Source organism: Streptomyces sp. NBC_00341 (genome assembly GCF_041435055.1).
In the GTDB taxonomy this organism is placed as follows: domain Bacteria; phylum Actinomycetota; class Actinomycetes; order Streptomycetales; family Streptomycetaceae; genus Streptomyces.
In genome coordinates this window covers 1,402,472-1,428,381 of the sequence record NZ_CP108002.1, presented here as the reverse complement: position 1 = coordinate 1,428,381, position 25,910 = coordinate 1,402,472, and the positions used below count along the sequence as shown (strand labels likewise).

The following is a 25,910-nucleotide window of genomic DNA, read 5'->3' as shown; positions in this document are numbered from 1 at the left end:
GGCTCAGTAGCGGGTGATCGCGGTCGGGCCGGAACGGGTCCCGATCGCGAGGTGCGGATGACGGGCGGGATCGGCCCAGGCCAGGATCCGGTCCATCGCGGCCGCCGGTACGGAGACGCAACCGGCGGTCGCACCGCGCCCGTTGACGTGCAGAAAGATTCCGGCTCCGCGCCCGCGCACCGGACGTTCGTAGTTGAAGCCGACGAGCAGCGCACGGGCGTACTGCGCCGGATACGTGATCAGGTGCTCGGCCTCGGAGGCGCGGCAGTCGGCGGGCCGCGGCTCCACCCACCGGTTGTACGCCCGCGCCGCGTTGTCCTGGCACCACCAGGACCCGTTGTGGACCCGGCGGTAGGGGTAGCGGGTACCGGGCGGGGCCGCCGCCACCCCGAAGGCGTACGGCAGTCCGTAGAGCCCGGTGGGCGTGGTGTTCGTGCCCTGCTTGCGCGTGGCGCCCTCGGCCAGCCCGTTGGCCCCGAAGCGGGCGGGTGCGGAACCGGCCGCCACCCACTGCCCGGAGCGCCTGCTCCACCAGGTGACCGTGCCCGTGGTGGCCCCGGTGGCGGAGGCCTCCGCGGTGATCAGCTGGGAGCCGCCGCCCGTGTCGGCCAGCCGTCCGGGCAGCGGCGGGTCCGCCGGCGGCCGGGCCCCGACGAGGGCGGTGAGGGCGAGGAGTGCCGAAGCGGCGACCAGACATCTGCGCATGTCCCGGACCGTAGACCGGCCGGAGCGCCACCACCCGCGCGCCTGCTCCGTACGGCCCAACCGCTCACTGCGCGGGCGGCATGGCGGGCAGCGGGAGCGGCAGTCCCGGCAGCCCGTCGATGCTGGTGGCGATGTGGTCCTTCTTGGCGAAGTAGGCGCTGAGCGAGTCGTCGTCGTCACGCGAGAAGCGTTTGGCGTGCAGCGGCCGGTCCTCGTTGTACGACATGAAGGGGACCGCGTATCCGCAGCTGTCCCGGATCAGCTCGGCGGTCACCACGATGATCGCCCGCAGCCCGTGCCGGGAGGCGTCCACCCCGTCGAACCTCCCGAGCAGACCCGGGAAGCGGTCGTCGTCGCGGAAGACCGGCTCACCTCTGCCGTGCACCCGCACGATGGTCGGCGGCCCCTGGAAGGCGCACCACATCAGGGTGATCCGGCCGTTCTCGCGCAGATGGGCCACGGTCTCCGCATTGCTCCCGGCGAAGTCCAGGTACGCCACGCGCTGTTCGTCCAGCACCACGAAGGAGCCGCTGACGCCCTTGGGGGAGAGGTTGACCGTGCCGTCACCGTCCAGCGGCGCGGTCGCCGTGAAGAAGATGTGCTGCTCCTCGATGAAGGTCCGCAGCCGCCCGTCGATGCGTTCGTATGTCTTTCCCATGCGTTCGATTATCTTCCCCGGGCCCCGCGCGGGCAGGGAGATTTCAGCCGGTGGGACCTGAGTAGCCTGCCGCACGCAGCAGCCGAAGCGCCGCCACCCGCACCGGACGCGGCCGGCCCGCCGCCGCCCGGTCGTACAGCCACTCCCGGGAGAAGCCGGCCGCGTCCGGCAGCAGCGCCCGGGTGGCCGCGCGGACGACCGCGGATGACGGGTCGTCGAGCAGGGGAGTCAGCCGCTGGCGGGTCACGGCGTCGAGGGCCCGTAGACCGGCGACGGTGTGGAGGCGGACGGCGGGCAGCGGATGCTCCAGCAGCGGCCACAGCGTCTCGGCGTCGCCGGGCACCCCGCACTCGCCCAGCCCCGCGCAGGCCCCGGGGCGCTCGGCCGGAGCCGCGCACAGCGCGCGGTACAGGGGCAGCGGGTCCACCCCGCCCTGCCGCAGCACGTAGCGGGCACAGGCCCTGACGGGGCCCGACCGGTCCGCGAGGAAGTCGCGGGCCTCGCCGTGCCGCCCGGTGCGGCGCAGCGCGGTGACGCCCGCGGCGCGCACGCGCGGGGCCCTGGCCGCCAGGAGCGTGTTCACCACGGCGTCCTGGTCCTCCTCACCCATGGAGGCGACCGCCTCGTCCGCGCACAGGTCCTGGAGGGGCGTGTCGTCGGTGCTCGCCGCGATGCGGGCCAGCCTGTCCGGTGCGAGGAGCCCGCGGCCGAGCGCGATGCGGTGGGCGAACCGGCGGGTGGCGCGGTCGCCGCTGCCGAGCACCGCCTCCACCGACGCGGCGGGCCCCTCGCTCAGCGCCCGTCCGAGCAGGTCCAGCGCGAATCGGCCCTGGGTGCGCCCGGAGAGCAGCAGCACCAGCCCGGCCCACCGCACGAGGGCGGTCGCGGGCTCCCGTGACAGCAGGGTCCTGGCCCGTTCGCGTACCGGCTGCGCCCAGTCCGCGCACCGGACGATCACCAGGGGCAGCAGGGACCCGGACCCGGCCGCCCGGCCGAGGGCGGCCTCCCGGATCCTGCCGTCCGGGTGGCACAGCGCGAGGGCCAGCTCGCTCTCGGACGGGGGGTGGTCGCGCAGGCGGACGGACGGCAGGGGCGCGTCCCGGTCCCACCGCAGCCGCCGCCCGTCCGCCCAGGCGTGCGCCGGAAGCAGGTGCGGCAACTCCCACGCCAGGATGCGCACCCCGAGGTCGAGGGTCACCCACGACCGCGCGCAGGAGACGTCCAGGGCCTCCGGCAGCGGAAGTCCGCGGGCCAGTCGTTCCGCCGCCGCCCAGTCCGTTGCCATGGCTGCCCGCCCCCTGCTGTGTGCCGGGTGCCGATGCTAGGCGGGACGGCGGCAGCCGACCAGCGAATATCGATGCCAGGAGGGCTTTCGGGGCGCCCCTCACCTGCAACTTTGACAAACCATACGGAGGAACGCATAGTTATACCTGTCAGTGAGCGCACCGTGAGGAGAAACCCGTGACCGAGCGCGTCGTACTCGCCTACTCGGGCGGCCTGGACACCTCCGTCGCCATCGGCTGGATCGCGGAGGAGACGGGCGCGGAGGTCATCGCCGTCGCGGTGGACGTCGGCCAGGGCGGCGAGGACCTGGACGTCATTCGCAAGCGGGCGCTCGCCTGCGGTGCGGTCGAGGCCGAGGTCGCCGACGCGAAGGACGAGTTCGCCGAGGAGTACTGCCTCCCGGCGATCAAGGCCAACGCCCTCTACATGGACCGCTACCCGCTGGTCTCGGCGCTCTCCCGGCCTGCCATCGTCAAGCACCTGGTCGCCGCCGCCGAGAAGCACGGCGCCGGAGTCGTGGCGCACGGCTGCACCGGCAAGGGCAACGACCAGGTCCGCTTCGAGGCGGGCATCTCGGCGCTCGGCCCCGGCCTGAAGTGCATCGCCCCGGTCCGCGACTACGCGATGACCCGGGACAGGGCGATCGCCTTCTGCGAGGAGAAGAACCTCCCGATCGCGACCACCAGGAAGTCCCCGTACTCCATCGACCAGAACGTCTTCGGGCGCGCGGTCGAGACGGGCTTCCTGGAGGACATCTGGAACGCGCCGATCGAGGACATCTACGAGTACACCGCCGACCCCGCCACCCCGCGCGAGGCCGACGAGGTCGTCATCTCCTTCAAGGAGGGCGTGCCGGTCGCCCTCGACGGCACGCCGGTCACCGTGCTCCAGGCCATCCAGCAGCTCAACGAGCGGGCCGGCGGCCAGGGCGTCGGCCGGATCGACATGGTCGAGGACCGGCTCGTCGGCATCAAGTCCCGCGAGGTGTACGAGGCGCCGGGCGCGATCGCGCTGATCACCGCCCACCAGGAGCTGGAGAGCGTCACCGTCGAGCGCGAACTGGCCCGCTACAAGCGGCAGATCGAGCAGCGCTGGGGCGAGCTGGTCTACGACGGCCTGTGGTTCTCCCCGCTCAAGCGCGCCCTGGACGGCTTCATCGACGAGGCCAACCAGCACGTCACCGGCGACATCCGGATGACCCTGCACGCCGGCCGCGCCGTCGTCACCGGCCGCCGGTCCAGCGAGTCGCTGTACGACTTCAACCTCGCCACCTACGACTCGGGCGACACCTTCGACCAGTCCAAGGCGCAGGGCTTCATCGAGATCTTCGGCCTCTCGTCGAAGATCGCCGCCCAACGTGACCTGAACTGACCCCACCCCGTTACGTCACCGCCTCCCCGGCCGCCCGCGCGGGGAGGCGGTCGCACATCCACCCCCTTGTTCTTCCGAGGAGCACGCAGTGAGCAACGGCAACGGCAACAGCGACGTACGCCTCTGGGGCGCCCGGTTCGCGGACGGCCCGGCCGAGGCGCTGGCCAGGCTGTCCGCGTCCGTCCACTTCGACTGGCGCCTCGCGCCGTACGACATCGCCGGCTCCCGCGCCCACGCGCGGGTCCTCAACAAGGCGGGGCTGCTCACGGAGGACGAGCTGAAGCGGATGACCGCCGGCCTCGACCAGCTGGAGGCGGACGTCGCGGACGGCTCGTTCACCGGCACCATCGCGGACGAGGACGTGCACACCGCCCTGGAGCGCGGCCTGCTGGAGCGGCTCGGCCCGGACCTCGGCGGCAAGCTGCGGGCCGGACGCTCCCGCAACGACCAGATCGCCACGCTCTTCCGGATGTACCTGCGCGACCACGCCCGGATCATCGGCGGCCTCCTCGCCGAGCTCCAGGACGCCCTGGTCGGCCTCGCCGAGGCCCACCCGGATGTGGCCATGCCCGGCCGCACGCACCTCCAGCACGCCCAGCCGGTGCTCTTCGCCCACCACATCCTGGCCCATGTGCAACCCCTGTCCCGGGACTCCGAGCGGCTGCGCCAGTGGGACGAGCGGACCGCCGTCTCCCCGTACGGCTCGGGCGCACTCGCCGGCTCCTCGCTCGGCCTCGACCCGGAGTCGGTCGCGGCCGACCTCGGCTTCGAGCGCGGCTCTGTGGCCAACTCCATCGACGGCACGGCCTCGCGGGACTTCGTCGCCGAGTTCGCGTTCATCACCGCGATGATCGGCATCAATCTCTCCCGGATCGCGGAGGAGATCATCATCTGGAACACGAAGGAGTTCTCCTTCGTCACCCTCCACGACGCCTTCTCCACCGGCTCGTCGATCATGCCGCAGAAGAAGAACCCCGACATCGCGGAACTGGCACGGGGCAAGTCGGGACGGCTCATCGGCAACCTCACCGGACTGATGGCCACGCTGAAGGCCCTGCCGCTCGCGTACAACCGCGACCTCCAGGAGGACAAGGAGCCGGTCTTCGACTCCTGCGACCAGCTCGAAGTCCTGCTGCCCGCCTTCACCGGCATGATGGCCACGCTCACCGTCAACCGCGCGCGCATGGAGGAGCTGGCCCCGGCCGGCTTCTCGCTCGCCACCGACATCGCGGAGTGGCTGGTCAAGCAGGGAGTGCCGTTCCGGGTCGCGCACGAGGTCGCCGGCGGTTGCGTCAAGGAGTGCGAGCGGCACGGCATCGAGCTCGACGAGCTGACCGACGAGCAGTTCGCGAAGATCTCCGAGCACCTCACCCCCGAGGTCCGCACGGTCCTGGACGTGGCCGGCGCGCTGGCCTCCCGCGACGGCCGGGGCGGAACAGCGCCCTCCGCCGTCGCCGTCCAGCTGGCCGAGGTCAAGGAGGACCTCGCGACACAGCACGCCTGGGCCGCGGCCCGCAAGTAGCCGGACGGGCATCGCGGGCTACGTTGGTCGGGTGGGGCCTGTCCGGGCCGGGTCCGGGCAGGTGAACACCCATGACCTGTGCGGCAGGCCGGGGCAGGACGGCCCCGGCCGCGTTGCCCCACCGAACACGAGGAGCCCGCGATGCCCTTCGCCCGACTGGCCGGCACCACCACCCCGACCGCCCACATCGGACTCGGCCTGGCAGCGGTCGGCAGGCCCGGCTACATCAATCTCCACCGTGACCGCGACCTGCCGGACGAGCGCACCGCCGACGCGCTGCGCGCCCGCACCCACGAACTGCTCGACGCCGCCTACGCCCAGGGCGTCCGCTACTTCGACGCGGCCCGCTCCTACGGCCGCTCCGAGGAGTTCCTCGGCGAGTGGCTGACGGCCCGGCCCGAGGTGCGCGACGTCGTCATCGGGAGCAAGTGGGGCTACACCTACACAGCCGACTGGAATGTCGACGCCGAGGCGCACGAGGTCAAGGACCACAGCCTCGCCACGTACGAGCGTCAGCGCGCCGAGACCGCCGAACTGCTCGGTGACCGGCTCGACCTCTACCAGATCCACTCCGTCACCGCGGACAGCCCGGCCCTGACGGACAAGGAGCTGCACGCCCGCCTCGCCGCGCTCGCCGCGGAAGGCGTCAGCGTCGGCCTCTCCACCAGCGGGCCCGCGCAGGCCGAGGCCATCCGGGCCGCCCTCGCCGTCACGGTCGACGGCGAGCCCCTCTTCCGTACGGTCCAGGCCACCTACAACGCACTGGAGACCTCGGCCGGACCGGCGCTGGCCGACGCGCACGCCGCCGGACTCACCGTGATCGTCAAGGAGGCCATGGCCAACGGCCGGCTGGCGGGCACGGAGGCCCCGGCCGTGGTGCGGGAGATCGCCACGGAGGAGGGGCTGGGCAGCGACGCGGTGGCCCTGGCGCTGGTGCTGCACCAGCCGTGGGCCGGGGTCGTGCTCTCCGGCGCCGCGACCGTCACCCAGCTCGCCGGCAACCTCCACGCGGCCGTCCTCGACCTCGACGAGGAGCGGCGCGCCCGGCTGGACGCGCTGGTGGAGGAGCCGGAGGCGTACTGGCGCCACCGCGCGTCGCTGCCGTGGAGCTGAGCCGTCCGCCCCGCACGACAGCTTCCCGCACGACGGCTCCGGGCACGGTGGTCACATCCGGCGGGGCTGCCACGTCAACGTGGTGAGAACACCTGACACGGGGAGGACGGCTGTGGACGAGATCGAGTTCCTGGCGGCACGGTTCGAGGAGAACCGCACCCATCTGAAGGCCGTGGCCCATCGGATGCTCGGCTCGTCGAACGAAGCGGAGGACGCGGTCCAGGAGGCCTGGATCCGGCTCTCCCGGTCGGACAGCGCGGCGATCGAGAACCTGGGCGGCTGGCTGACGACCGTGGTCGGACGGGTCTGCCTGGACATGCTCCGTTCGCGCCGCGTCCGCCGCGAGGAGCCCCTGGAAGCGGGGGCGTCCGAGGCGCCCGAGCCCGGTCCGGCGCCCGTCCCCGAGCCCGGCGGGGACCCGGAGCAGCAGGCGCTGACCGCCGACTCGGTGGGTCTCGCGCTGCTGGTGGTCCTCGAAACGCTCGACCCGGCCGAGCGGCTCGCCTTCGTACTGCACGACATGTTCGCGGTGCCGTTCGACGAGATCGCCCGCATCGTGGACCGCACCCCGGCCGCCGCCCGGCAGCTCGCCAGCCGGGCCCGCCGCCGGGTGCGGGGCGTCGCGCCCGAGCCGGGCCCCGGGGCGGTCCGCCGCGAGGTCGTGGACGCCTTCCTGGCGGCCGCGCGCGGCGGGGACTTCGAGGCGCTCGTCGCCGTGCTCGACCCCGATGTCGTGTCCCGGTCCGGCGGCAGCGCCGTCGAGGCCCCCACGGTGGTGCGCGGGGCCGCGAACGTGGCGCGGCGGGCGATCATGTTCGCGCCGTACGCCAGGTCGGTGCGGTTCGCGCTGCTCGACGGCGCCCCCGCGGTCATCGCGGCGCGCGAGGGAGAGGGCTTCTCCGTCATGCGGTTCACGATCGAGCGCGGGAAGGTCGTCGAACTGTTCGTCATCACCGACCCGGCCGGGCTGGCCGGCCGCGATCTGGTCCTCCTGGACGAGTGAGGCGGCGCGGCCGGCCTGCCACCGGGAGCGGGCGCCCGCCCTCCGGTGTCAGGGGCTCGTGAGGATGACGAGCTGCCGGGTCGCCCGGGTCATCGCGACATAGCGGTCGACGGCTCCCTCGATGCCCTCGCCGAACGTCTGCGGGTCGATGAGGACGACCAGGTCGAATTCGAGCCCCTTGGTCAGCTCCGGGGCCAGCGACCGGACGCGGGCCGTCGGCCTGAACCCGGGATCGCCCACGACGCAGGCGATCCCGTCGGCGTTGGCGGCGAGCCAGGTGTCGAGGACCGGGCCCAGGTCCGCCGTGGAGCCGTGCGTGACGGGGAGCCCGCTGCTGCGGACGGAGGCCGGCACGTTGGCGTCCGGGAGCACGGCCCGGATGACCGGCTCGGCCTCCGCCATGATCTCCTCCGGCGTCCGGTAGTTGATGCTCAGGGAAGCCAGGTTGATCCGGTCCAGCCCGACCCGCCTCAGCCGCTCCTGCCACGACTCGGTGAAGCCGTGGCGGGCCTGGGCGCGGTCCCCGACGATGGTGAAGCTGCCGGACGGGCACCGGAGCAGCAGCATCTGCCACTCCGCGTCGGTCAGTTCCTGGGCCTCGTCCACGACGACGTGTGCGAACGGTCCGGCGAGCTCGTCCGGTTCGGTGCCGGGCGCGCCGCTGTCGTCGACCAGGGCCTCCTGGAGGTCCTTCCCGTGCAGCATCGTCACGGCGCCCTCACCGTCGTCGTCCGCCTGGAGCAGGGTGTCGATGACCTTGTCCATGTGCTCGCGGTCGGCGGCGAGCGCCGCTTGGTGCCGGCGGCTGCGGCGGGACGCCTCCGGGTCGCCCAGCCGCTGCCGGGCCGCGTCCAGGAACGGCAGGTCGGACACCGTCCAGGCCTGGGCGTCCTCCCGCTGGAGCCGGGACACCTCGTCGCGGCTGAGCCAGGGAGCACATCTGCGCAGGTAGGCGGGGACCGACCAGAGGTCCCCGACGACGTCGGCCGCCTCCAGCAGCGGCCAGGCGCGGTCGAAGGTGGTGAGCAGCTCCCGGTTCTTCAGCAGCGACTTGCGCAGTACGGCGTCCGTGACGTCGCCCTCGTGCTTCTCGACCAGGATGGTGAGCAGCTCGTCGCGGACCTGGTCGCGCGCCTCGTTGTGCGGGGTGCCGGGTTCCGCCGCGTCGAACGCCACGGCCCAGTCGGCGGCGGTCAGCTGGATGTCCGACCAGTGGGTGGTGACCGTCATCCCCTTGGCGGGCGGCTCCTCGTAGAACCTGGCGGCCGCGTCGACCGCCGCCACCAGCTTCCCGGAGGACTTCAGGCGGGCCACCTCCGGGTCGGCCTCCGGCCCCGCGGCGGCTCCCTCGGTCACCAGGTCGCGCAGGGTGCACGTCTGCACGCCCTCCTCACCGAGGCTGGGCAGCACGTCGGCGACGTAGCCCAGGTAGGGCTGGTGCGGGCCGACGAACAGCACGCCGCCCCGGCGGTGGCCGAGCCGGGGGTCGGAGTAGAGGAGGTAGGCGGAACGGTGCAGGGCGACGACCGTCTTACCGGTACCGGGGCCTCCGTCGACGACGAGCGCGCCGCGCGAGCCCGCGCGGATGATGGCGTCCTGGTCGGCCTGGATGGTGCCCAGCACGTCCCGCATCCGGGCCGAGCGGTTGCTGCCCAGGCTGGCGATGAACGCGGACTGGTCGTCGAGCGCGGCGTGCCCGGCGAACCCCTCCGCGGTGAACACCTCGTCCCAGTAGTCGCTGATCCGGCCGCGGGTCCAGCGGTACCTGCGGCGGCTCGCCAGTCCCATCGGGTTGGCGTGGGTGGCGCCGAAGAACGGCTCGGCCGCGGGGGAGCGCCAGTCGATGAGCAGCCGGCGGCCCGAGCTGTCGGTGAGGCCGAGCCGTCCGATGAACAGCGGCTCGCCGTCGTCCGCCGCGACCATGTGCCCCAGGCACAGGTCGAGGCCGAAGCGGCGCAGCGCGCGCAGGCGGGCGGTCAGCCGGTGGATCTCCACGTCCCGGTCCATCGCCTGCCGGCCCGCGCCGCCGGGCGTCCTGCGCTCCGCGGCGAGGCGCTCGGTGAGTTCGGAGATCGACTCGTCGAGGCACTCGGCGATGGCCGCGAAGTGCTCCTCGTCGCCGGCGATCAGGGCCGGATCGGCCTTGGGGGAGAGGCGGTCGGGAAGGTCGAACGCGCTGGTGGTCAGGGGGTTCACGTCATCAGCTCCGAACTGGGCCGCTCGCAGCCGGTGCGTGCGGCGGGGCGCCTGGACCGGCGCGGTGTACCTGGTGGCCATGACGGGACGAGTTCTGTCAGCGGTTCGGTATCACCGCGCGACCCGCAGGCCGACAACAGCACACGCACTTCGTGACTCACCCGTCTCCGCGAAATACTGGTCTTCGGCCGATGATTCTGCGCCATGACCGGGGCCTTGTGGCAAGCCCCCTCATGCGCTATAAGTTAAAAGTGGCAAGGAGTGGGTTCGTGCTCACGACCCTCCGGCCGGAGCCCGGCACTTCCGTGGCCGGTCACCACGATACGGGCCCGTTGCCCGCTCTTCCTCACCACCCGGCTCGATGGCCGGATGACGGACACCAGGATCACTCACCGCACCAGCCGCCTCGTGCGCCCGGGCCGCGCCCGGATGACGGCGCCGTGCGGCACCCGAATGAGACATCGTCGTCTCGCGTGGGCTAATCTCGTCTCATGACTCTCGATCGTGAGCAGGTGCTGCGCAGCGCCGCCGCCCTGCTGACCCGTAAATCGACCGCCACCATGGACGAGGTCGCCAAGGCCGCCGGCATCGGACGTGCCACCCTGCACCGGCACTTCGCCGGGCGGGACGCTCTGGTCAGGGCCCTGGAAGAGCTGGGGATCCAGGAGTTCGGGGCGGCGCTCGACCGGGCCGGGCTCGACGAAGGCACCTCGGAGGAGGCGCTGCGCCGGTTCGTCGCGGCCGTCGAGCCGAGCGCCGGACTGCTCTCCTTCCTCGTCACCGAGAACCAGCTCTTCGAGGGCGGCGAGGTGAACGAGGGCTGGGACCGGCTGGACGCACGGGTCTCCGCCTTCTTCCGGCGCGGCCAGGAGCGTGGCGAGATCCGCATCGACCTGACCCCCGCCTGGCTGACCGAGGCCCTCTACGGGCTCATCGGCACCGGCGCCTGGGCCGTCCAGGTGGGACGGGTGGCCGCGCAGGACTTCCAGTACATGATCGTCGAGTTGCTGCTCGGCGGCGCACGCCGGAGCGTGGAGCAATGAGCAGCATCGAACAGCACCCGGAGCCCCCGACCGAGCTGCGCCGCCCCGGGCGGTGGATCGCGCTGTCCGTGCTCGTGCTCGCCGTGCTGCTGGTCGCCGTCGACGCGACCGTGCTCGGCCTGGCGACCCCGTTCCTCAGCGAGGACCTGGAGCCCACCGGCACCCAGCTGCTCTGGATCGGTGACGTCTACTCCTTCGTCATCGCCGGACTCCTGGTCTCCATGGGCAGCCTCGGTGACCGCATCGGACGCAAGAAGCTGCTGCTCTGCGGAGCCACCGCCTTCGGCGCGGTCTCGGTGCTCAACGCCTACGCGATGACGCCGGAGATGATGATCCTGGCGCGTGCCCTGCTGGGGGTCGCCGGAGCCACCCTGATGCCGTCCACCCTCGCGCTGATCCGCAACATCTTCCACGACGCCCGCGAGCGGAGCCTCGCCATCGGCATCTGGGGGGCAGCGGCCTCGGCCGGTGCGGCGGTCGGCCCGGTCGTCGGCGGATTCCTCCTGGAGCACTTCTGGTGGGGCTCGGTCTTCCTCATCAACCTGCCGGTCATGGCGGTGCTCGTCGTCGTCGGGATCAAGCTCATCCCCGAGTCGAAGAACCCCGCGCCCGGACCGTGGGACGTGATCAGCGTCGGCCTCTCGCTGGTCGGCATGATCGGCGTCGTGTACGCCATCAAGGAGCTGGCGGCGCACGGCGGCAGCTGGCCGGTCGCCCTCGCGGGCGTCGGCGGCGCGGCCGCGCTCTTCTGGTTCGTACGCCGGCAGTTCCGCCTCCCCGCGCCGCTGCTGGACATGCGGCTCTTCCACCACCGGGGCTTCTCCGGCGCCGTCCTCGCGGATCTGCTGACCATCCTCGGCCTGTCCGGGCTGGTCTTCTTCCTCTCGCAGTTCCTGCAACTGGTCCAGGGCCGGGGACCGCTGGAGGCGGGGCTGGCCGAACTGCCCGCCGCCGTCGGCGCGGTCACCGCGGGCCTGCTGGCCGGGACCACCGCCCGCCGCTTCTCGGTGCGGTCCGTGGTGTCCGGGGGCCTCGGGGCCATCGGCCTGTCGCTGGCCGCGGTCGCCGCGATCCACAAGGAGACCGGGTACCCGCTGATCGGCGCCCTGCTGCTGGTCGTGGGCGTGGGCGCGGGCTTCGCCTTCACCGTGACCTCCGACGTGATCCTCTCCAGCGTCCCCAAGGAGCACGCGGGCTCCGCGTCCGCGGTCTCCGAGACGGCGTACGAACTGGGCGCGGCGCTCGGCATCGCCCTGCTCGGCTCCGTCGTCACCGGGGTCTACCAGGGCTTCGCCACTCCGGCGGGGGTACCGGCCGCCACCTCGTCCGCCGCCCACGAATCACTGGGCGGCGCCGTCGAGGCGGCCAAGACCCTCACGGGGCAGCAGGGGGCGGACCTGGTCTCCGCGGCCCAGGACGCGTTCGTCGACGGGCTGCGGCTCGCCTCCGCCGTGGGCGCTGTCGTCCTGCTGGCGACGGCGGTCGCGGCCTGGTTCCTGCTGCGCGGCCAGGAGCTGGAGGAAGGCATCGTGCACGACTGACGGCCGCCCGGTGATCCCCGGAGGCCGCGGTCGGGCCCTGAACGGCCCCTGGGCCGGGCGGGTGGAACCGGTACGCGGAAGGGTCCGTACCCCCGACCGGGGTACGGACCCTTCCGCAGGACTGAGCCGGCTCAGGCGGCCTTCGCCTTCGTCGCGTAGATGTCGACGTACTCCTGACCGGACAGCCGCATCACCTCGGCCATCACGGAGTCCGTCACCGCCCGCAGCACATAGCGGTCGCGGTCCATGCCCTCGTAGCGGGAGAACTCCATCGGCTCACCGAAGCGCACCGTGACCTTGCCCGGCCGGGGCAGGCCCGAGCCGCCCGGCTGGAGCTTGTCCGTACCGATCATCGCGAACGGCACGACCGGCGCACCCGTCATCAGCGTCAGCCGCGCGATGCCCGTCCGGCCCCGGTAGAGGCGGCCGTCGGGGGAGCGGGTCCCCTCCGGGTAGATCGCGAAGGCCTTGCCCTCGTCCAGCACCCGGCGCCCGGTCATCAGCGCCGCGACACCGCCGCGGCCGCCGTCCCGGTCCACCGGGATCATGCCGACGCCCGTGAAGAACCAGGCCATCAGGCGGCCCTTGAGGCCCTTGCCCGTGACGTACTCGTCCTTGCCGATGAAGTACACCGGCCGTTCGCAGCAGACCGGCATGATCATCGAGTCGATGAACGTGAGGTGGTTTCCCGCCAGGATCACCGGCCCGGTTCCCGGAATGCTCTCGATGCCTTCCACCCGCGGCCGGAACATCAGGCGCAGGATCGGTCCGAGCACTGCCTTGATGAGTGCGTGTCGGGACAACGGTTCCTCCGGTGTAGTGGCCGGGCCGGCCGAGCGACGGATTGAGCGGTCCATGCAGGTGAGGACGATACTCGCGGGTACCCGCTGATCGCACATCGGGTTCACGCAGTGGATACGCAGTGTTGACGTGTGTTTGCGCCACGTTGGCCCGGATGCCGCCGTCCGGACGGCCGAGCTGCCTACGCTCGGGCCCCGCTCGACAGATGCCGGACATCATATGCGAGGAGCACTCATGACAGAGCGTGCGCACGCCACACCCGGACGACGGACCGTCATGGGTGTGGGAGCCGCCGTACTCGGGACCGCGGCCGTCGGCCTCTCCGGGACGGCGCGGGCCGCCGGGAACACCGCCGAACGCTCCGGCGGCCACGGCGGCTCCGGACACCGCCTCGACCTGCCGGTGCCGACCGTCATCGGGCACCGGGGCACCAGCGGATACCGCCCGGAACACACCATCGGCTCCTACCAGCTGGCCCTCGACATGGGCGCCCACGTCATCGAGCAGGACCTGGTGCCGACCCGGGACGGGCACCTCGTCTGCCGCCACGAGAACGACATCACCGCCACCACCGACGTCTCCGCGCACCCCGAGTTCGCGAGCCGCAAGACCACCAAGACCGTCGACGGCATCCCGCTCACCGGATGGTTCACCGAGGACTTCACCCTCGCCGAACTGAAGACACTGCGGGCCAAGGAACGCATCCCGGGCAACCGCCAGAAGAACACGCTGTACGACGGCCGCTGGGAGATCCCCACCTTCGAGGAGGTCCTGCGCTGGGCCGACCGCGAGGGCCGCAGGCGCGGGAAGCCGGTCTGGCTGTACGTCGAGACCAAGCACCCCACCTACTTCCGCGGCCTCGGCCTCGGTCTCGAGGAACGCCTCGTCAAGCTGCTGCGCCGCTACGACCGCCACCGCGCCCAGTCGCCGCTCATCCTCCAGTCCTTCGAGCCCAGCAGCATCCAGCGGCTGGCGAAGCTCGTCGCCACTCCGCGCGTCGTCCTGCTCTCCGGCACCGGCACCCAGCCCTGGGACTTCACGGCGACCGGGGACCCGCGCACCACCGACGACCTGGTGAAGCCCGCGGGCCTGAAGTGGATGGCGTCCTTCGCCCAGGGCATCGGGCCGACCCTGGACCTGATCATTCCCAAGGACGCGTCCGGCAGGCTCGCGGAGCCCACCACCCTGGTGCGCGACGCGCACGCCCAGGGGCTGATCCTGCACCCCTACACGATGCGCAACGAGAACACCTTCCTGCCCGCGGACTTCCGGCGCGGCAGCGACCCCAACGCGTACGGCGACGCGTTCGGCGCCTTCGCCGCGTACTTCGCGACGGGCATCGACGGGATCTTCTCCGACAACCCGGACACGGCGCTGCTCGCGGCGGCGGACTTCACGGGGAAGTAGGGTCTTTCGTTTGGATCCGGCGGGGCGCGGGCCCGTCAGCACCCGGCCGGGGTGTGCCCCGGTCGGGTGGTGCGGGGCCGGTTCGGCAACCGGACGCCACGGACCCGCGTCGGGTGGGTGCATGACGCTTCTCGATCTTTCCGCGACGCCGTCCCGGCCCGCCCCGGCAGCCGTCGTCCGGACCTTGTACCCGCTGGTCAGCGCCGAGGCCGGGGCCGAGGCGGCGGCCTCTGCCACCGGCGCCGCCGTCGACCGCGCCGATCTCGAACAGTCCGTCTGGCTGCGCCTGCTGGAACGGCTGCCAGAGCAGGGACCGCCGAAGGACGCCGCCCGCTGGGTCCGGGACACCGTGCGCGGGGAGGCCCGCCGGGCCCGCCGCACCGTCCGCAACGAACGGCCCTACCGTGACGAGACGGCCCCCGACCCGGCCGGCTGCCCGGAACGGGCCTTCGCCGGCGCCGACCAGCGCCGGTTACTGCGTGCGGCGGTCGACCGGCTCCCGGCCCGCTGCGCCCGCCTGCTGACTGCGCTGCTGGCCCCGAACGATCCCACCTACCGGGAGATCGCAGGGGAGTTGGCTATGTCACAGGGGAGTTTGGGTCCGATCCGTTCCCGATGCCTTGGATGTCTGCGCAGAATGCTGGCGGCGGAGGTTGTAGCTCCTGAACCGCGGGGAAAGGAGCGGTAGACAACCGGCGGATCAGATGAGCGGGAGGCGTGCGCGGATGGGCATGAGCGTGATCATCTCGGCGGCGGGCACACAGGACGCCGAACAGATCTTGAAGCTCCAATACCTCAGCTTTCAGAGCGAGGCGGAGCTGTACGGGAACTACCGGATCGACCCACTCGTCCAGACCCTCGACTCACTGCGCGCCGAAATCTCCACGGACCTGGTGTTCGTGGCCCGGCTCGGTGAGGAAGTCGTCGGTACGGTACGCGGCTCCGCGGACCAGGACGGCACCGGGCTGATCGGACGGCTCTGCGTCCACCCCAGGCTCCAGGGACACGGCCTCGGCGCCCGGCTGCTGCGGGCCGCGGAATCCGGCCTCGCGGACCAGCGCTCGGCCACCCGCTTCCAGCTGCACACCGGGCACCTCAGCGAGGGCAACCTGCGGCTCTACCGCCGGGCCGGTTACGCCCCCGTGGGCAACGCCACCGGCCACGACGGCGTCCGGATGATCCTGCTGGAGAAGGAGGCCTCGGCCGCCGCGTACGTGACCAGCGCCTGACCCGTCCTGCGGTTACAGCGCCTGACCCGTCCGGCGGTTACGCGGTCCTCGCGCGGCGCAGCCAGATCATCCCGGTGACCGGCAGGATCACCGGGATGAGCAGGTAGCCCGCGCCGAAGTCCGACCAGACGGTGGCATCCGCGAACGCGGACGGCTCCGCCAGCGTCCACGTACCCACGATCAGCACCCCGGCGAGCTCGGCGGCGCAGCACACCAGCGCCGTCCTGCGCGCCCGCTCCCCGCCGCGGACCAGTGAATACGTGATGAAGCCGTAGACGAGCGCGGCGACCGCCGACAGCACGTAGGCCAGCGGGGCCCTGCCGAAGTCCAGGATCATCTGGACGATCGAACGGGACGCCGCCGCAACGGTGAACACGCCGTAGAACCAGACCAGTACCCGGCCCGGACCGGTGCCCAGGTCGAAGGGCTTCTTCTCGCCGGTGTCCGCCGCAGGGGTGCTATCGGTGTCGGTCACGGTCAGTTTCCCCAGATGTCGTAGAGCCGTACTTCGAGAACGGCCAGTACGACCGCGCCCGCCGCCACCGTCACCGAACCCCACCGGGTCCGCTCGCTCAGCGACAGGAATCCAGCCGCCGGTACCGCGAGGAAGGCCCCGACCAGGTACGCGATGAAGATGGTCATGCCCTGCTCCGGCCGCTCGCCGCGGGCCAGCTGCACGATCCCCACCACCAGCTGGGCCAGCGCGAGCACCGAGACAACGGCCATCCCGATGAAGTGCCAGTCCTTGGTCGGCTGGTCCCGGTAGGCGGCGAATCCGCACCAGGCGGCGAGGGCCAGGGCGGCCACGCCGACCGCGATCGTCAGGGCGTCAAGCATGAGCCGAGGGTATTACGGGCCGGGCCGCCCGCCGCGTGCGCCCCCGTACCCGCACGGCGATCGTGGCCTTGGCCACAGGACAGGACCGGGCCGTCCCGGTGGCCGATCGCGTCACCGAGGGTCCCATCCCCATATCAGTGCAGGTCACAGCGGTGCGGCGGGAAATCGAGACGGCTGACGCGGCGCGGCCCGTGCGCCATCCACGGCCGTCCGCTATTCGGACATCCGGTCGGGGTGGACCGTTACGTCTGTTTTACTTGGGACATGACCACGACGAGCAGCCGCACCCTTGCGACCGAGGCGATCACGACGCCCGGTGCTCGTTGTATGTGTCGAATGCGCGCCTTCTGAGGGCCCCCGCCTGAGCCTCGCGCCCCGAAGCGAGACCGAGCCCGAGCCGTCCGCACCCAGCGGAACGAGCCTGCTCCGGCACGTCGCCCCGCGGTCACCACCGCGCCGGGCCGTGCCGAGACCCCGCTCGAAACGTCCGATCGAAGTCCGGACAGCCCCACCGGACGAATGCCCCGTGCCCGGCGGACACCGCGCCGCGCACTCGACAGTGACGGAAACCCCTGTGATCACCACTACGGGCCTCACGAAGGTCTACCAGTCGCGCGACCGTGAGGTCACCGCTCTGGACGGCGTCGACCTCCATGTCCGCGAGGGCGAGGTGTACGGCGTCATCGGACAGAGCGGCGCCGGGAAATCGTCCCTCATCCGCTGCGTCAACCTGCTGGAGCGCCCCACCTCCGGCACCGTCACCGTGGCCGGCCAGGACCTGACCGCCCTCGCGGGACGGGGCCGCCGGGCGGGCAGGGAACTGCGCGAGGCGCGCAGCCGCATCGGGATGGTCTTCCAGCACTTCAACCTGCTGGCCTCCCGCACCGTGCGGGACAACGTCGAACTCCCGCTGGAGATTCTCGGCGTCACCGGCCGCGAACGCACCCGCAAGGCCCTCGAACTCCTCGACCTCGTCGGCCTCTCCGACAAGGCCAAGGCCTACCCCGGCCAGCTCTCCGGCGGCCAGAAGCAGCGCGTCGGCATCGCCCGCGCACTGGCCGGCGACCCCAAGGTGCTGCTCTCCGACGAGGCGACCTCTGCCCTCGACCCCGAGACCACCCGCTCCATCCTCCAGCTGCTGCGCGACCTCAACCAGCAGCTCGGCCTCACCGTCCTGCTCATCACGCACGAGATGGACGTCGTCAAGACCGCCTGCGACTCCGCCGCGCTGATGCGCGGGGGCCGCATCGTCGAGTCCGGCACCGTGGGCGAACTGCTCGCGACCCCCGGCTCCGAACTCGCCCACGAGCTGTTCCCGGTCGGCGGCAGCGCCTCCGGACCCGGCAGCACGGTCGTCGACGTCACCTTCCACGGCGATGCCGCCGCCCGGCCGGTGATCTCGCAGCTCTCCCGTACATACAACATCGACATATCGATCCTGGGCGCCGCGATGGACACCGTCGGCGGCCGGCAGGTCGGCCGGATGCGCATCGAGCTGCCCGGCCGGTTCGAGGAGAACGTCGTGCCCATCGGCTTCCTGCGCGAGCAGGGCCTGCAGGCCGAGGTCGTCGAGAACACGGACGCCGAACCCGCAACGATTCCCGCACCGCTCACCAAGGAGGTGGCGAAGTGACCTGGTCCGAAATGCAGCCGCTGCTGACGCAGGGCACCGTCGACACCCTCTACATGGTCCTGTGGTCGGCGGTCGTCACCGTCCTGGTCGGACTGCCGCTCGGCGTCCTGCTCGTCCTCACCGACAAGGGCGGACTGCTGCGGAACACCCCGGTGAACAAGGTCATCGGCGTGATCGTGAACATCGGACGCTCACTGCCGTTCATCATCCTGCTGATCGCCCTGATCCCCTTCACCACCTGGGTCGTCGGCACCTTCATCGGCCCGACCGCGATGATCGTGCCGCTGGCCGTCGGTGCCATCCCGTTCTTCGCGAGGCTCGTCGAGACGGCGGTCCGCGAGGTCGACCACGGGCTCGTCGAGGCCGTCCAGTCCATGGGCGGATCCATCCCGACGATCGTCCGCAAGGTCCTCCTGCCGCAGGCCCTGCCCTCCCTCGTCTCCGGTGTCACCACCACCGTCATCGTGCTCATCGGCTACTCCGCGATGGCCGGCGCGGTCGGCGGCGAAGGACTCGGCTCCAAGGCCGTCACCTACGGATTCCAGCGCTTCGACAACCAGTTCATGCTCATCACCGTCGCGCTCCTGATCGTCATCGTGACCGTGATCCAGCTGATCGGCGACACCGCCGTACGCCTGCTGGCCCGCCGGGGCCGCACCACCTCCTGAGACTTCTCTCCTCCGAGCCCGCACTCCTTGTCCGGGCGTACCACCATCACCACCTGAAAGAGGCACTCTTCGTGCGCAAGAACATCAAGATCACCGCAGCTGCCGCCGCCACCGCCGCCCTCGCCTTCGGCCTCACCGCCTGCGGCACGGACTCCGACCCGGCGTCCAAGAGCGAGACCGGCGCCAAGGCCGACACCTCCAAGGCCCTCGTCGTCGCCGCGTCCCCGACGCCGCACGCCGACATCCTGAACTTCGTCAAGAAGAACCTGGCGGCCAAGGCCGGCCTCAAGCTGGAGGTCAAGGAGTTCACGGACTACGTCCTGCCGAACACCGCCACCGAGACCGGCCAGGTCGACGCCAACTTCTTCCAGCACCAGCCCTACCTCGACGACTTCAACAAGAAGAACAACACCCACCTGGTCTCCGTCGGCACCGTTCACCTGGAGCCCCTCGGCCTCTACTCCCACAAGGTCAAGGACCTGGACGGCATCAAGTCCGGCCAGACCGTCGCCGTACCGAACGACACCACCAACGAGGGCCGCGCGCTCCAGCTGCTCGCCGAGAACGGCCTGATCACCCTCAAGGACGGCGTCGGCACCAGCGCCAAGCTGAGCGACATCACCGACAAGAAGGGCCTCAAGTTCAAGGAGCTGGAGGCCGCGACCGTCCCCCGCGCCCTGAACGACGTGGACGCCGCCGTCATCAACGGCAACTACGCCATCGAGGCCAAGCTCAAGCCCGCCACCGACGCCCTCGCGATCGAGAAGGCCGACGGCAACCCGTACGCCAACATCGTCGCCGTGAAGAAGGGCAACGAGAAGGACGCCCGCGTCCAGAAGCTCGTGAAGCTCCTGCACTCCGACGAGGTCAAGAAGTTCATCGAGGACAGCTACCAGGGCTCGGTCATCCCGGCCTTCGGGTCCGCGGCCAAGTCCTGACCCCCGCGCGGCATTTGCCCGACGAGCCCCGCACACCCCGCCCGGGTGTGCGGGGCTCCGCCGTGCGGACCCGCCCATGCACAGGCCCGGCCCGATGCTGCATGCTGTGCCTTTACACGGTCTTCGGCATGGAGCTGCGCATGACTTCCACCTTTCCGGACATCTCCATCAGCACGGATCGGTTGGTGCTGCGCCCCTTCGACATGGCTGACGTCCCCGCGTACATCGAGATGATGAACGACGAACTCGTCACGGCCTGGACCGAGGCGCCCCACCCCTACACCCAGGTCGACGCGGAACGCTGGGTCCGCAGGATCGCCCCGGCGCAGCGCACCAAGGGCGACGGCATCGTCTTCGCCGTCACCGAGTTCCTCACCCAGCGCCTCGTCGGCTCCGTCCGGCTGCACAACACCGACTGGCGGACGCTGGCCACGGAGGCCGCCTACATCACCGCACCCTGGGCACGCGGCGAGGGCTACGCCACCGAATCCGTGCTGGCCCTCGCCCAGTGGCTCTTCCGCGACCAGGGCTTCGAGCGGATAGAACTGCGCACCGCCGCCGACAACACCGCCTCCCAGCAGGTCGCCCAGAAACTCGGCTGCATCAGCGAGGGGATCCTGCGCAACGCCCGGATAGCCCGCTCGCAGACCGAGGACGGCGGATGGGCCGACATCAGGACCGACCTGATCGTCTGGGGCCTGCTCCCCGAGGATCTGGAGGGAGTCGCCGAGCAGCTCGCCGACGCCGGTGGATACGGTACGTACAACGACTGGAACTGACCCCACCCCGGCTCGGCGCCGCACCGGCACAGACCGGGTGATCCCGTCGTGCCCGCCCCTGGGCGACCATCCCCTGCCTGCACCGATTCCAGGAGACTGACGACAGATGGCCGACCGGGTCACAGTGATCGGCTGGGACGGCTCACCACTCAACCGAGCGGCCACCGCCGCGCTCTCGGCCGCCACGCTCGTCGCCGGAGCCGCCCACCACCTCGCACTGCCCGAAGTGCCGCACGGCGCGGAACGGATCCGGCTCGGCTCGATCGACCTGGCCGCCCGGCGGATCGCAGGCCACCGCGGCAGCGCCGTGGTCCTCGCCGACGGCGACCCGGGGTTCTTCGGAGTCGTACGCAGCCTGCGCGCGCCCGAACACGGCCTCGAAGTCGAGGTGGTGCCCGCCGTCTCCGCCGTCGCCACCGCCTTCGCCCGCGCCGGTATGCCGTGGGAGGACGCCCAGACCGTCGTCGCGCACCCCCGCACCCTGCGCCGCGCGGTGAACGTGTGCCGCGCCCACCACAAGGTCGCCGTCCTCACCTCGCCCGGCGCGGGCCCCGCCGAACTGGCCCTGCTGCTCGAAGGCGTCCACCGCACGTTCGTCATCTGCGAGGAGCTCGGCACCGCCCGCGAACAGGTCACCGTCGTCACCTCGGAGAAGGCCGCCGACCACGTCTGGCGCGACCCCAACGTCGTCATCGTCATCGGCGGCGGCCCCGAACAGCGGGCCGACGGAGCGTGGATCGCCGGCCGCCACCCCGCCTACCCCCAGGGCGTACGCGGCTGGGCGCTGCCCGCCGGCGCCTACCGGAGCGAGGGCGCGGAACCCGTGGAGGAGAGCGGCGAGGGCGAGACCCCCGGACTGCGCGCCGCCCAGCTCGCCCACCTCGGCCCCCGGACCGGCGACCTGGTCTGGGACATCGGCTCGGGCAGCGGCGCCCTGGCGGTGGAGGCGGCCAGGTTCGGCGCCGCGGTCCTCGCCGTGGACAGCGACCGGGAGGCATGCGACCGCACCGCGGCGGCGGCGCGGGCCTTCGGAGTCCAGCTCCAGGTGGTCGAGGGCCGCGCCCCGCACGTGCTGGAAAGGCTGCCCGAGCCCGACGTCGTGCGGATCGGGGGCGGCGGCGTCCCCGTCGTCACCGCTGTCGCGGACCGCAGGCCGGAGCGGATCGTCACCCATGCCTCGACCCGGGACGAGGCGGAGGCGCTGGGCGCCGCCCTCACCGAGAACGGATACACGGTCGCCTGCTCGCTCCTGCAGTCCGTCGAACTCGACACGTCCGCATGGTCGGAGCGCGAACGCTCGGTCGTCTTCCTGCTGTCCGCACTGCGTTCGGATCTCGCCCCCTGACCCTGTCGGCACACGGTGGGAGGTAGGCTGGCCGATCGTTGCACCGCGCCCGGATCATCGTCGCTTCGTTCGTCAATGTCCGGAAAAGGGGACCGTTTTGGCCCCCGTTGTGGTACGGCGGAACCGGGGGGACGCGCAACGTGGCGCAGTCCACAGCGAGCCGGGGCGAAATGAGCTGCCGCGGCGGCGAACGACCGCGAGAATGCAGTATGTCCGCGACCGTTTCGTGCCGCGCGGCGCGCCGGCTCGTTCCACTGGACGAGCGCCTGTGTGCCGTGTTCGGGCGACCCGGGCGAAGGGCCGAAGGAGCACTGACGATGGGCGAGGGGTACGCATGAGTGACACCGGCCAGATCCCGGGCGAGGGACTGCCGGAGAACGCAGGCATGGTGGAGCAGCCGGGCGTCCCCGCCCCGGACGGCTACACCTTCCTCGATCCCTCCGAGCAAGCGCCAGAGGACGACGACCTTCTGCTGATGCCCAGCCCCCAGGGCGCCTGGAGCGAGCCGCAGGCCGCCCTGCCCGAGCAGGGCGGTTATCCGTCGCGTGCGCCGGGCGACGACCGTCCGGCGCAGAACCAGGGCCCGGCGCCGGCTCAGGGCCCCGTGCAGACCCAGGGCCCCGTGCAGCTTCAGGAGCAGGCGCAGGTCCAGGTGCCCGCGTACGCGATGCACGCTCCCGCAGAGCCGCTGCCGCGGACCGGCCAGGGGACCCACGAGTCCGGTGGCCGCGATTCGGGCTCCGTCGACCTCAGCGGCGTCCGTATCCCGTCGCCCGTTCCCTCGCCGGCCCAGGCCCAGGTACCGGTGGCCCAGACCCAGACCCAGGCACCCGTGCGCCGGCCGCTGCACCGCGGACCGGCCTCGCCCGAGCCGGGCTACGGCGGCACGTCGGGCGGCGGCGTGGTCCGTTCGCTCGCGGATCGGGGCCCGGCGGGCGCGCCGCAGGCCCAGACCCGGGCGCCCGCTCCGGCTCCCGCGCCCGCACGGCACGCCGGACCGGTCACCGCCGAACCCGAGTACTTCGAGATGACGGCCGAGGAATCGGCCGCGCTGCCGGGCCCGCAGCTCGGCGAGATCCCGCCGCAGGGGAACCAGTGGGCGGCCCAGGCGCCGCAGCAGGCCGCCGCGCCGGTCGCCGTGGAAGCAGAGCCGGCGGTGGCCCAGGAGCCGCAGCCAGAAGCAGAAACGGTCGTCCCGGAGGCGGCCGCAGAGCCCGTACCGGCCGCCCGGCCGGTCGAAGCCGCACCAGTACCCTCGCCCGCACCGGTCGTGGCCGAGGAGCCCGCCGCCGCTCCGGTGGTGGCAGAGGTCCCGGCGGAGCTCCCGGTCGAGGCCCTGCCGGAGCCGGAGAACGAGCCGGAGCCCGAGGCCGTGTCCGTACCGGCACCGGTCGAGGCTGTGGTCGACGCGCCGCCCGCTGAGGCGGCACCGGTCGAGGCAGCACCCGTGGACGCGGCAGCCGCCGACGTGGCGCCCATCGACGTGGCTGCGGCCGATGCGGCTCCGGCCGACATCGCTCCGGTCGACGCGACGCCGGTGGACGCGCCGTCTGTGGAGCCCGTGCCGGACGGTGCCTCGCTGGGCCGGTTCGTCGCGGTGGGCTCGCTGCCGACCGCCCCGCACCCGGACCGGACGCCCGTCGTCGAAGAGCCGGCCGAGCCCGAGGCGGTTGTGGAGGCCGCGCCCGAGGTCCGGACGTTCGCCATGGAGCCCGTGCCGGTCGAGGCGGTAGAGGTCCCAGAGGTGGCAGAGCCCGCCGTGACGGCCGAGGCGGAGCCCGCGCCGGAGGCCGAGACGGGTCCCGAGGTCATCGAGACCCCGGACCTGACGGACAGCACGGAAGCCGCGCCTGTGCAGGCGCCGGAGGCCGAGCCCGTCGCCGAACAGCCCGAGCCGGTCGTACCGCAGAACGCCCCGGAGCCCGTTCAGCTGGAGCCGGTACAGCCGGAGCCCGTTCAGCCGGAGCCGGTGGACGACATCCAGACCGCGGACGCGCCCGAAGCACCCGAGGTTCTTCCGGAGGCCGAGGCCGAGACGAAGGTCGAGACTGAGACCGAGGCGGCGCCCGTCACCTCGCCCCCCGCGCCCGGTTACGACGACGCCGAGCGCGAGGCAGTCCTGCGCGTCATGCGCGAGCGCCGCGACATCCGCAACGGCTTCCGCAGCGACCCGGTCCCGCACGAGGTCCTGCTGCGCGTCCTGGAGGCCGCGCACACCGCGCCCAGCGTCGGACACTCGCAGCCCTGGGACTTCGTCGTCATCCGTTCCGCGGAGACCCGCCGTTCCATGCACGAACTGGCGCAGCGCCAGCGCGACGCGTACGCCAAGTCGCTCCCCAAGGCCAGGGCGAAGCAGTTCAAGGAACTGAAGATCGAGGCGATCCTCGAAACCCCGGTCAACATCGTCGTCACCGCCGACCCGACGCGTGGCGGCCGCCACACCCTGGGCCGGCACACCCAGCCGCAGATGGCCCCCTACTCCTCGGCGCTCGCCGTCGAGAACCTGTGGCTCGCCGCACGGGCCGAGGGGCTCGGCGTCGGCTGGGTCAGCTTCTTCGACGAGCGCGAGATGGTCCGCTCCCTCGGCCTGCCCGAGCACCTCGAAGTCGTCGCGTACCTCTGTGTCGGTTACGTGGACGAGTTCCCGGAGGAGCCCGAGCTGATGCAGGCGGGCTGGTCCAAGCGCCGCCCGCTCTCGTGGGTCGTCCACGAGGAGACGTACGGCCGCCGCGCCCTGCCCGGCGAGGAGCCGCACGACCTGCTGCAGGAGACCATCTCCAACATCCGGCCGCTCGACGCCAAGGCGCTCGGCGAGGCCTGGGAACGCCAGAAGCGGATGACCAAGCCGGCCGGTGCGCTCGGCATGCTGGAGATCATCTCGGCGCAGCTGTCCGGGCTCTCCCGGATGTGCCCGCCGCCGATCCCGGAGCCCGCCGCCGTCGCGATCTTCGCCGGTGACCACGGGGTGCACGCCCAGGGCGTCACGGCGTGGCCCCAGGAGGTGACCGGCCAGATGGTCGCCAACTTCCTCGGCGGCGGCGCGGTCTGCAACGCCTTCGCGGCCCAGGTCGGCGCAGAGGTGTGCGTGGTCGACGTCGGCGTGGCCGCGGAACTGCCCGCGACGCCCGGACTGCTGCCCCGCAAGGTGCGCGCCGGGACGGCCGACTTCACCACCGGCCCCGCGCTCACCCGCGAGGAGGTCCTCGCGGCGATCGAGGTCGGTATCGAGACCGCACGCGATCTGGTCGCGGCCGGCAACAAGGGCCTGCTCACCGGTGAGATGGGCATCGCCAACACGACGGCGTCGGCCGCCCTGATCTGCGTGTACACCGGGATGGACGCGGCAGAGGTGACCGGTCGCGGCACCGGCATCAACGACGAGATGCACGCCCGCAAGGTCGACGTGGTCCGCCGCGCGCTCGACCTGCACCGGCCCGACCCGGCCGATCCGATCGGCGTGCTCGCGGCCGTCGGCGGCCTGGAGCACGCGGCGATGGCCGGGTTCCTCCTGGGCGGGGCCTCGCTCCGTACGCCGGTCATCCTCGACGGCGTCAGCGCGGGCGCCGCGGCCCTGGTGGCCCGTGCCATCGCGCCGGAGGCCCTGGCCGCCTGCATCGCGGGCCACCGCAGCGCCGAGCCCGGCCACGTCGCCGCGCTCAACAAGCTGGGCCTGCGCCCGCTGGTCGACCTGGACCTCCGCCTCGGCGAGGGAACGGGCGCACTGCTGGCGCTGCCGATCGTGCAGAGCGCGGCCCGCGCGATGCACGAGGTGGCGACGTTCGACTCGGCGGGCGTCACGGAGAAGTAGGACGCTGCCCGCGGGGGTTTCGGGGGCGC

At 72.1% G+C, this 25,910-nt stretch carries 22 protein-coding genes; 15 read left to right on the top strand and 7 right to left on the bottom strand.

Annotation, left to right across the window (positions count from 1 at the left end; genetic code table 11):
* Positions 1-3: 3 nt before the first annotated feature.
* The 3 genes from OG892_RS06295 to OG892_RS06285 form a co-directional block, all read right to left on the bottom strand.
* Positions 4-705: a L,D-transpeptidase gene (locus tag OG892_RS06295; RefSeq protein WP_073737469.1), complete on the bottom strand. Its 702-nt coding sequence runs from the start codon at positions 703-705 to the stop codon at positions 4-6.
* A 64-nt stretch (positions 706-769) separates the two neighbouring features.
* The gene (locus OG892_RS06290; RefSeq protein WP_371628643.1) at positions 770-1,363 is read right to left on the bottom strand and encodes a pyridoxamine 5'-phosphate oxidase family protein; all 594 of its coding nucleotides are present in this window, start codon (positions 1,361-1,363) and stop codon (positions 770-772) included.
* 43 nt (positions 1,364-1,406) lie between these two features.
* Positions 1,407-2,648 (bottom strand): hypothetical protein, encoded by a 1,242-nt coding sequence (locus OG892_RS06285; RefSeq protein WP_371628642.1) that lies wholly within the window; start codon positions 2,646-2,648, stop codon positions 1,407-1,409.
* 176 nt (positions 2,649-2,824) lie between these two features.
* Between OG892_RS06285 and OG892_RS06280 the strand changes: the two genes are divergently transcribed.
* The 4 genes from OG892_RS06280 to OG892_RS06265 all read left to right on the top strand — a co-directional run bounded on the left by OG892_RS06280 (position 2,825) and on the right by OG892_RS06265 (position 7,656).
* Positions 2,825-4,018 (top strand): argininosuccinate synthase, encoded by a 1,194-nt coding sequence (locus OG892_RS06280; RefSeq protein ID WP_073737472.1) that lies wholly within the window; start codon positions 2,825-2,827, stop codon positions 4,016-4,018.
* Between the two features lie 88 nt (positions 4,019-4,106).
* Positions 4,107-5,540 carry an argininosuccinate lyase gene (gene argH, locus OG892_RS06275; protein ID WP_371628641.1) on the top strand — a complete coding sequence of 478 codons (1,434 nt, stop codon included), beginning with the start codon at positions 4,107-4,109 and terminating at the stop codon, positions 5,538-5,540.
* Positions 5,541-5,681: 141 nt separating this feature from the next.
* Positions 5,682-6,653 carry an aldo/keto reductase gene (locus OG892_RS06270; protein WP_073737474.1) on the top strand — a complete coding sequence of 324 codons (972 nt, stop codon included), beginning with the start codon at positions 5,682-5,684 and terminating at the stop codon, positions 6,651-6,653.
* Positions 6,654-6,765: 112 nt separating this feature from the next.
* On the top strand, positions 6,766-7,656 hold the full coding sequence (locus tag OG892_RS06265) for a sigma-70 family RNA polymerase sigma factor (protein ID WP_073737475.1): 891 nt from the start codon (positions 6,766-6,768) through the stop codon (positions 7,654-7,656).
* A gap of 48 nt (positions 7,657-7,704) precedes the next feature.
* Here the strand turns inward: OG892_RS06265 and helR are convergent, their stop codons facing one another.
* On the bottom strand, positions 7,705-9,852 hold the full coding sequence (helR, locus tag OG892_RS06260; RefSeq protein ID WP_371631585.1) for an RNA polymerase recycling motor ATPase HelR: 2,148 nt from the start codon (positions 9,850-9,852) through the stop codon (positions 7,705-7,707).
* 491 nt (positions 9,853-10,343) lie between these two features.
* Between helR and OG892_RS06255 the strand changes: the two genes are divergently transcribed.
* Positions 10,344-10,895: a TetR/AcrR family transcriptional regulator gene (locus tag OG892_RS06255; protein WP_073737476.1), complete on the top strand. Its 552-nt coding sequence runs from the start codon at positions 10,344-10,346 to the stop codon at positions 10,893-10,895.
* Positions 10,892-12,436 carry an MFS transporter gene (locus OG892_RS06250; RefSeq protein WP_073737477.1) on the top strand — a complete coding sequence of 515 codons (1,545 nt, stop codon included), beginning with the start codon at positions 10,892-10,894 and terminating at the stop codon, positions 12,434-12,436. Before OG892_RS06255 ends, OG892_RS06250 begins: the two co-directional genes overlap by 4 nt.
* A gap of 131 nt (positions 12,437-12,567) precedes the next feature.
* On the opposite strand, the gene OG892_RS06245 is transcribed toward OG892_RS06250, so the two are convergent.
* Complete coding sequence (locus OG892_RS06245; protein ID WP_073737478.1) at positions 12,568-13,239, bottom strand: 1-acyl-sn-glycerol-3-phosphate acyltransferase; 672 nt, start codon at positions 13,237-13,239, stop codon at positions 12,568-12,570.
* Positions 13,240-13,471: 232 nt separating this feature from the next.
* On the opposite strand from OG892_RS06245, the gene OG892_RS06240 reads away from it, so the two are divergent.
* The 3 genes from OG892_RS06240 (at position 13,472) to OG892_RS06230 (ending at position 15,873) form a co-directional block, all read left to right on the top strand.
* Positions 13,472-14,644: a glycerophosphodiester phosphodiesterase gene (locus OG892_RS06240; protein WP_371628640.1), complete on the top strand. Its 1,173-nt coding sequence runs from the start codon at positions 13,472-13,474 to the stop codon at positions 14,642-14,644.
* Positions 14,645-14,765: 121 nt separating this feature from the next.
* Positions 14,766-15,332 carry a sigma-70 family RNA polymerase sigma factor gene (locus OG892_RS06235; protein ID WP_073737480.1) on the top strand — a complete coding sequence of 189 codons (567 nt, stop codon included), beginning with the start codon at positions 14,766-14,768 and terminating at the stop codon, positions 15,330-15,332.
* Between the two features lie 37 nt (positions 15,333-15,369).
* Entirely contained in the window at positions 15,370-15,873 is a 504-nt protein-coding gene (locus tag OG892_RS06230) for a GNAT family N-acetyltransferase (RefSeq protein WP_073737481.1), read from the top strand.
* Between the two features lie 37 nt (positions 15,874-15,910).
* Here the strand turns inward: OG892_RS06230 and OG892_RS06225 are convergent, their stop codons facing one another.
* Positions 15,911-16,348 (bottom strand): hypothetical protein, encoded by a 438-nt coding sequence (locus OG892_RS06225; RefSeq protein ID WP_073737482.1) that lies wholly within the window; start codon positions 16,346-16,348, stop codon positions 15,911-15,913.
* A gap of 2 nt (positions 16,349-16,350) precedes the next feature.
* Positions 16,351-16,710 carry a hypothetical protein gene (locus tag OG892_RS06220; protein ID WP_073737483.1) on the bottom strand — a complete coding sequence of 120 codons (360 nt, stop codon included), beginning with the start codon at positions 16,708-16,710 and terminating at the stop codon, positions 16,351-16,353.
* A 574-nt stretch (positions 16,711-17,284) separates the two neighbouring features.
* Here OG892_RS06220 and OG892_RS06215 point away from each other — a divergent pair.
* The 6 genes from OG892_RS06215 (at position 17,285) to cobT (ending at position 25,881) form a co-directional block, all read left to right on the top strand.
* The gene (locus OG892_RS06215; protein WP_371628639.1) at positions 17,285-18,343 is read left to right on the top strand and encodes a methionine ABC transporter ATP-binding protein; all 1,059 of its coding nucleotides are present in this window, start codon (positions 17,285-17,287) and stop codon (positions 18,341-18,343) included.
* Positions 18,340-19,011 carry a methionine ABC transporter permease gene (locus OG892_RS06210; protein WP_024488849.1) on the top strand — a complete coding sequence of 224 codons (672 nt, stop codon included), beginning with the start codon at positions 18,340-18,342 and terminating at the stop codon, positions 19,009-19,011. The genes OG892_RS06215 and OG892_RS06210 overlap by 4 nt, the downstream gene beginning before the upstream one ends.
* A 71-nt stretch (positions 19,012-19,082) precedes the next feature.
* Positions 19,083-19,949 carry a MetQ/NlpA family ABC transporter substrate-binding protein gene (locus tag OG892_RS06205; protein WP_371628638.1) on the top strand — a complete coding sequence of 289 codons (867 nt, stop codon included), beginning with the start codon at positions 19,083-19,085 and terminating at the stop codon, positions 19,947-19,949.
* 101 nt (positions 19,950-20,050) lie between these two features.
* Complete coding sequence (locus tag OG892_RS06200; RefSeq protein WP_024488847.1) at positions 20,051-20,728, top strand: GNAT family N-acetyltransferase; 678 nt, start codon at positions 20,051-20,053, stop codon at positions 20,726-20,728.
* Positions 20,729-20,834: 106 nt separating this feature from the next.
* Positions 20,835-22,073 carry a precorrin-6y C5,15-methyltransferase (decarboxylating) subunit CbiE gene (gene cbiE, locus OG892_RS06195; protein WP_371628637.1) on the top strand — a complete coding sequence of 413 codons (1,239 nt, stop codon included), beginning with the start codon at positions 20,835-20,837 and terminating at the stop codon, positions 22,071-22,073.
* 334 nt (positions 22,074-22,407) lie between these two features.
* On the top strand, positions 22,408-25,881 hold the full coding sequence (gene cobT / locus OG892_RS06190; protein WP_371628636.1) for a nicotinate-nucleotide--dimethylbenzimidazole phosphoribosyltransferase: 3,474 nt from the start codon (positions 22,408-22,410) through the stop codon (positions 25,879-25,881).
* The last annotated feature ends 29 nt before the right edge of the window (positions 25,882-25,910 follow it).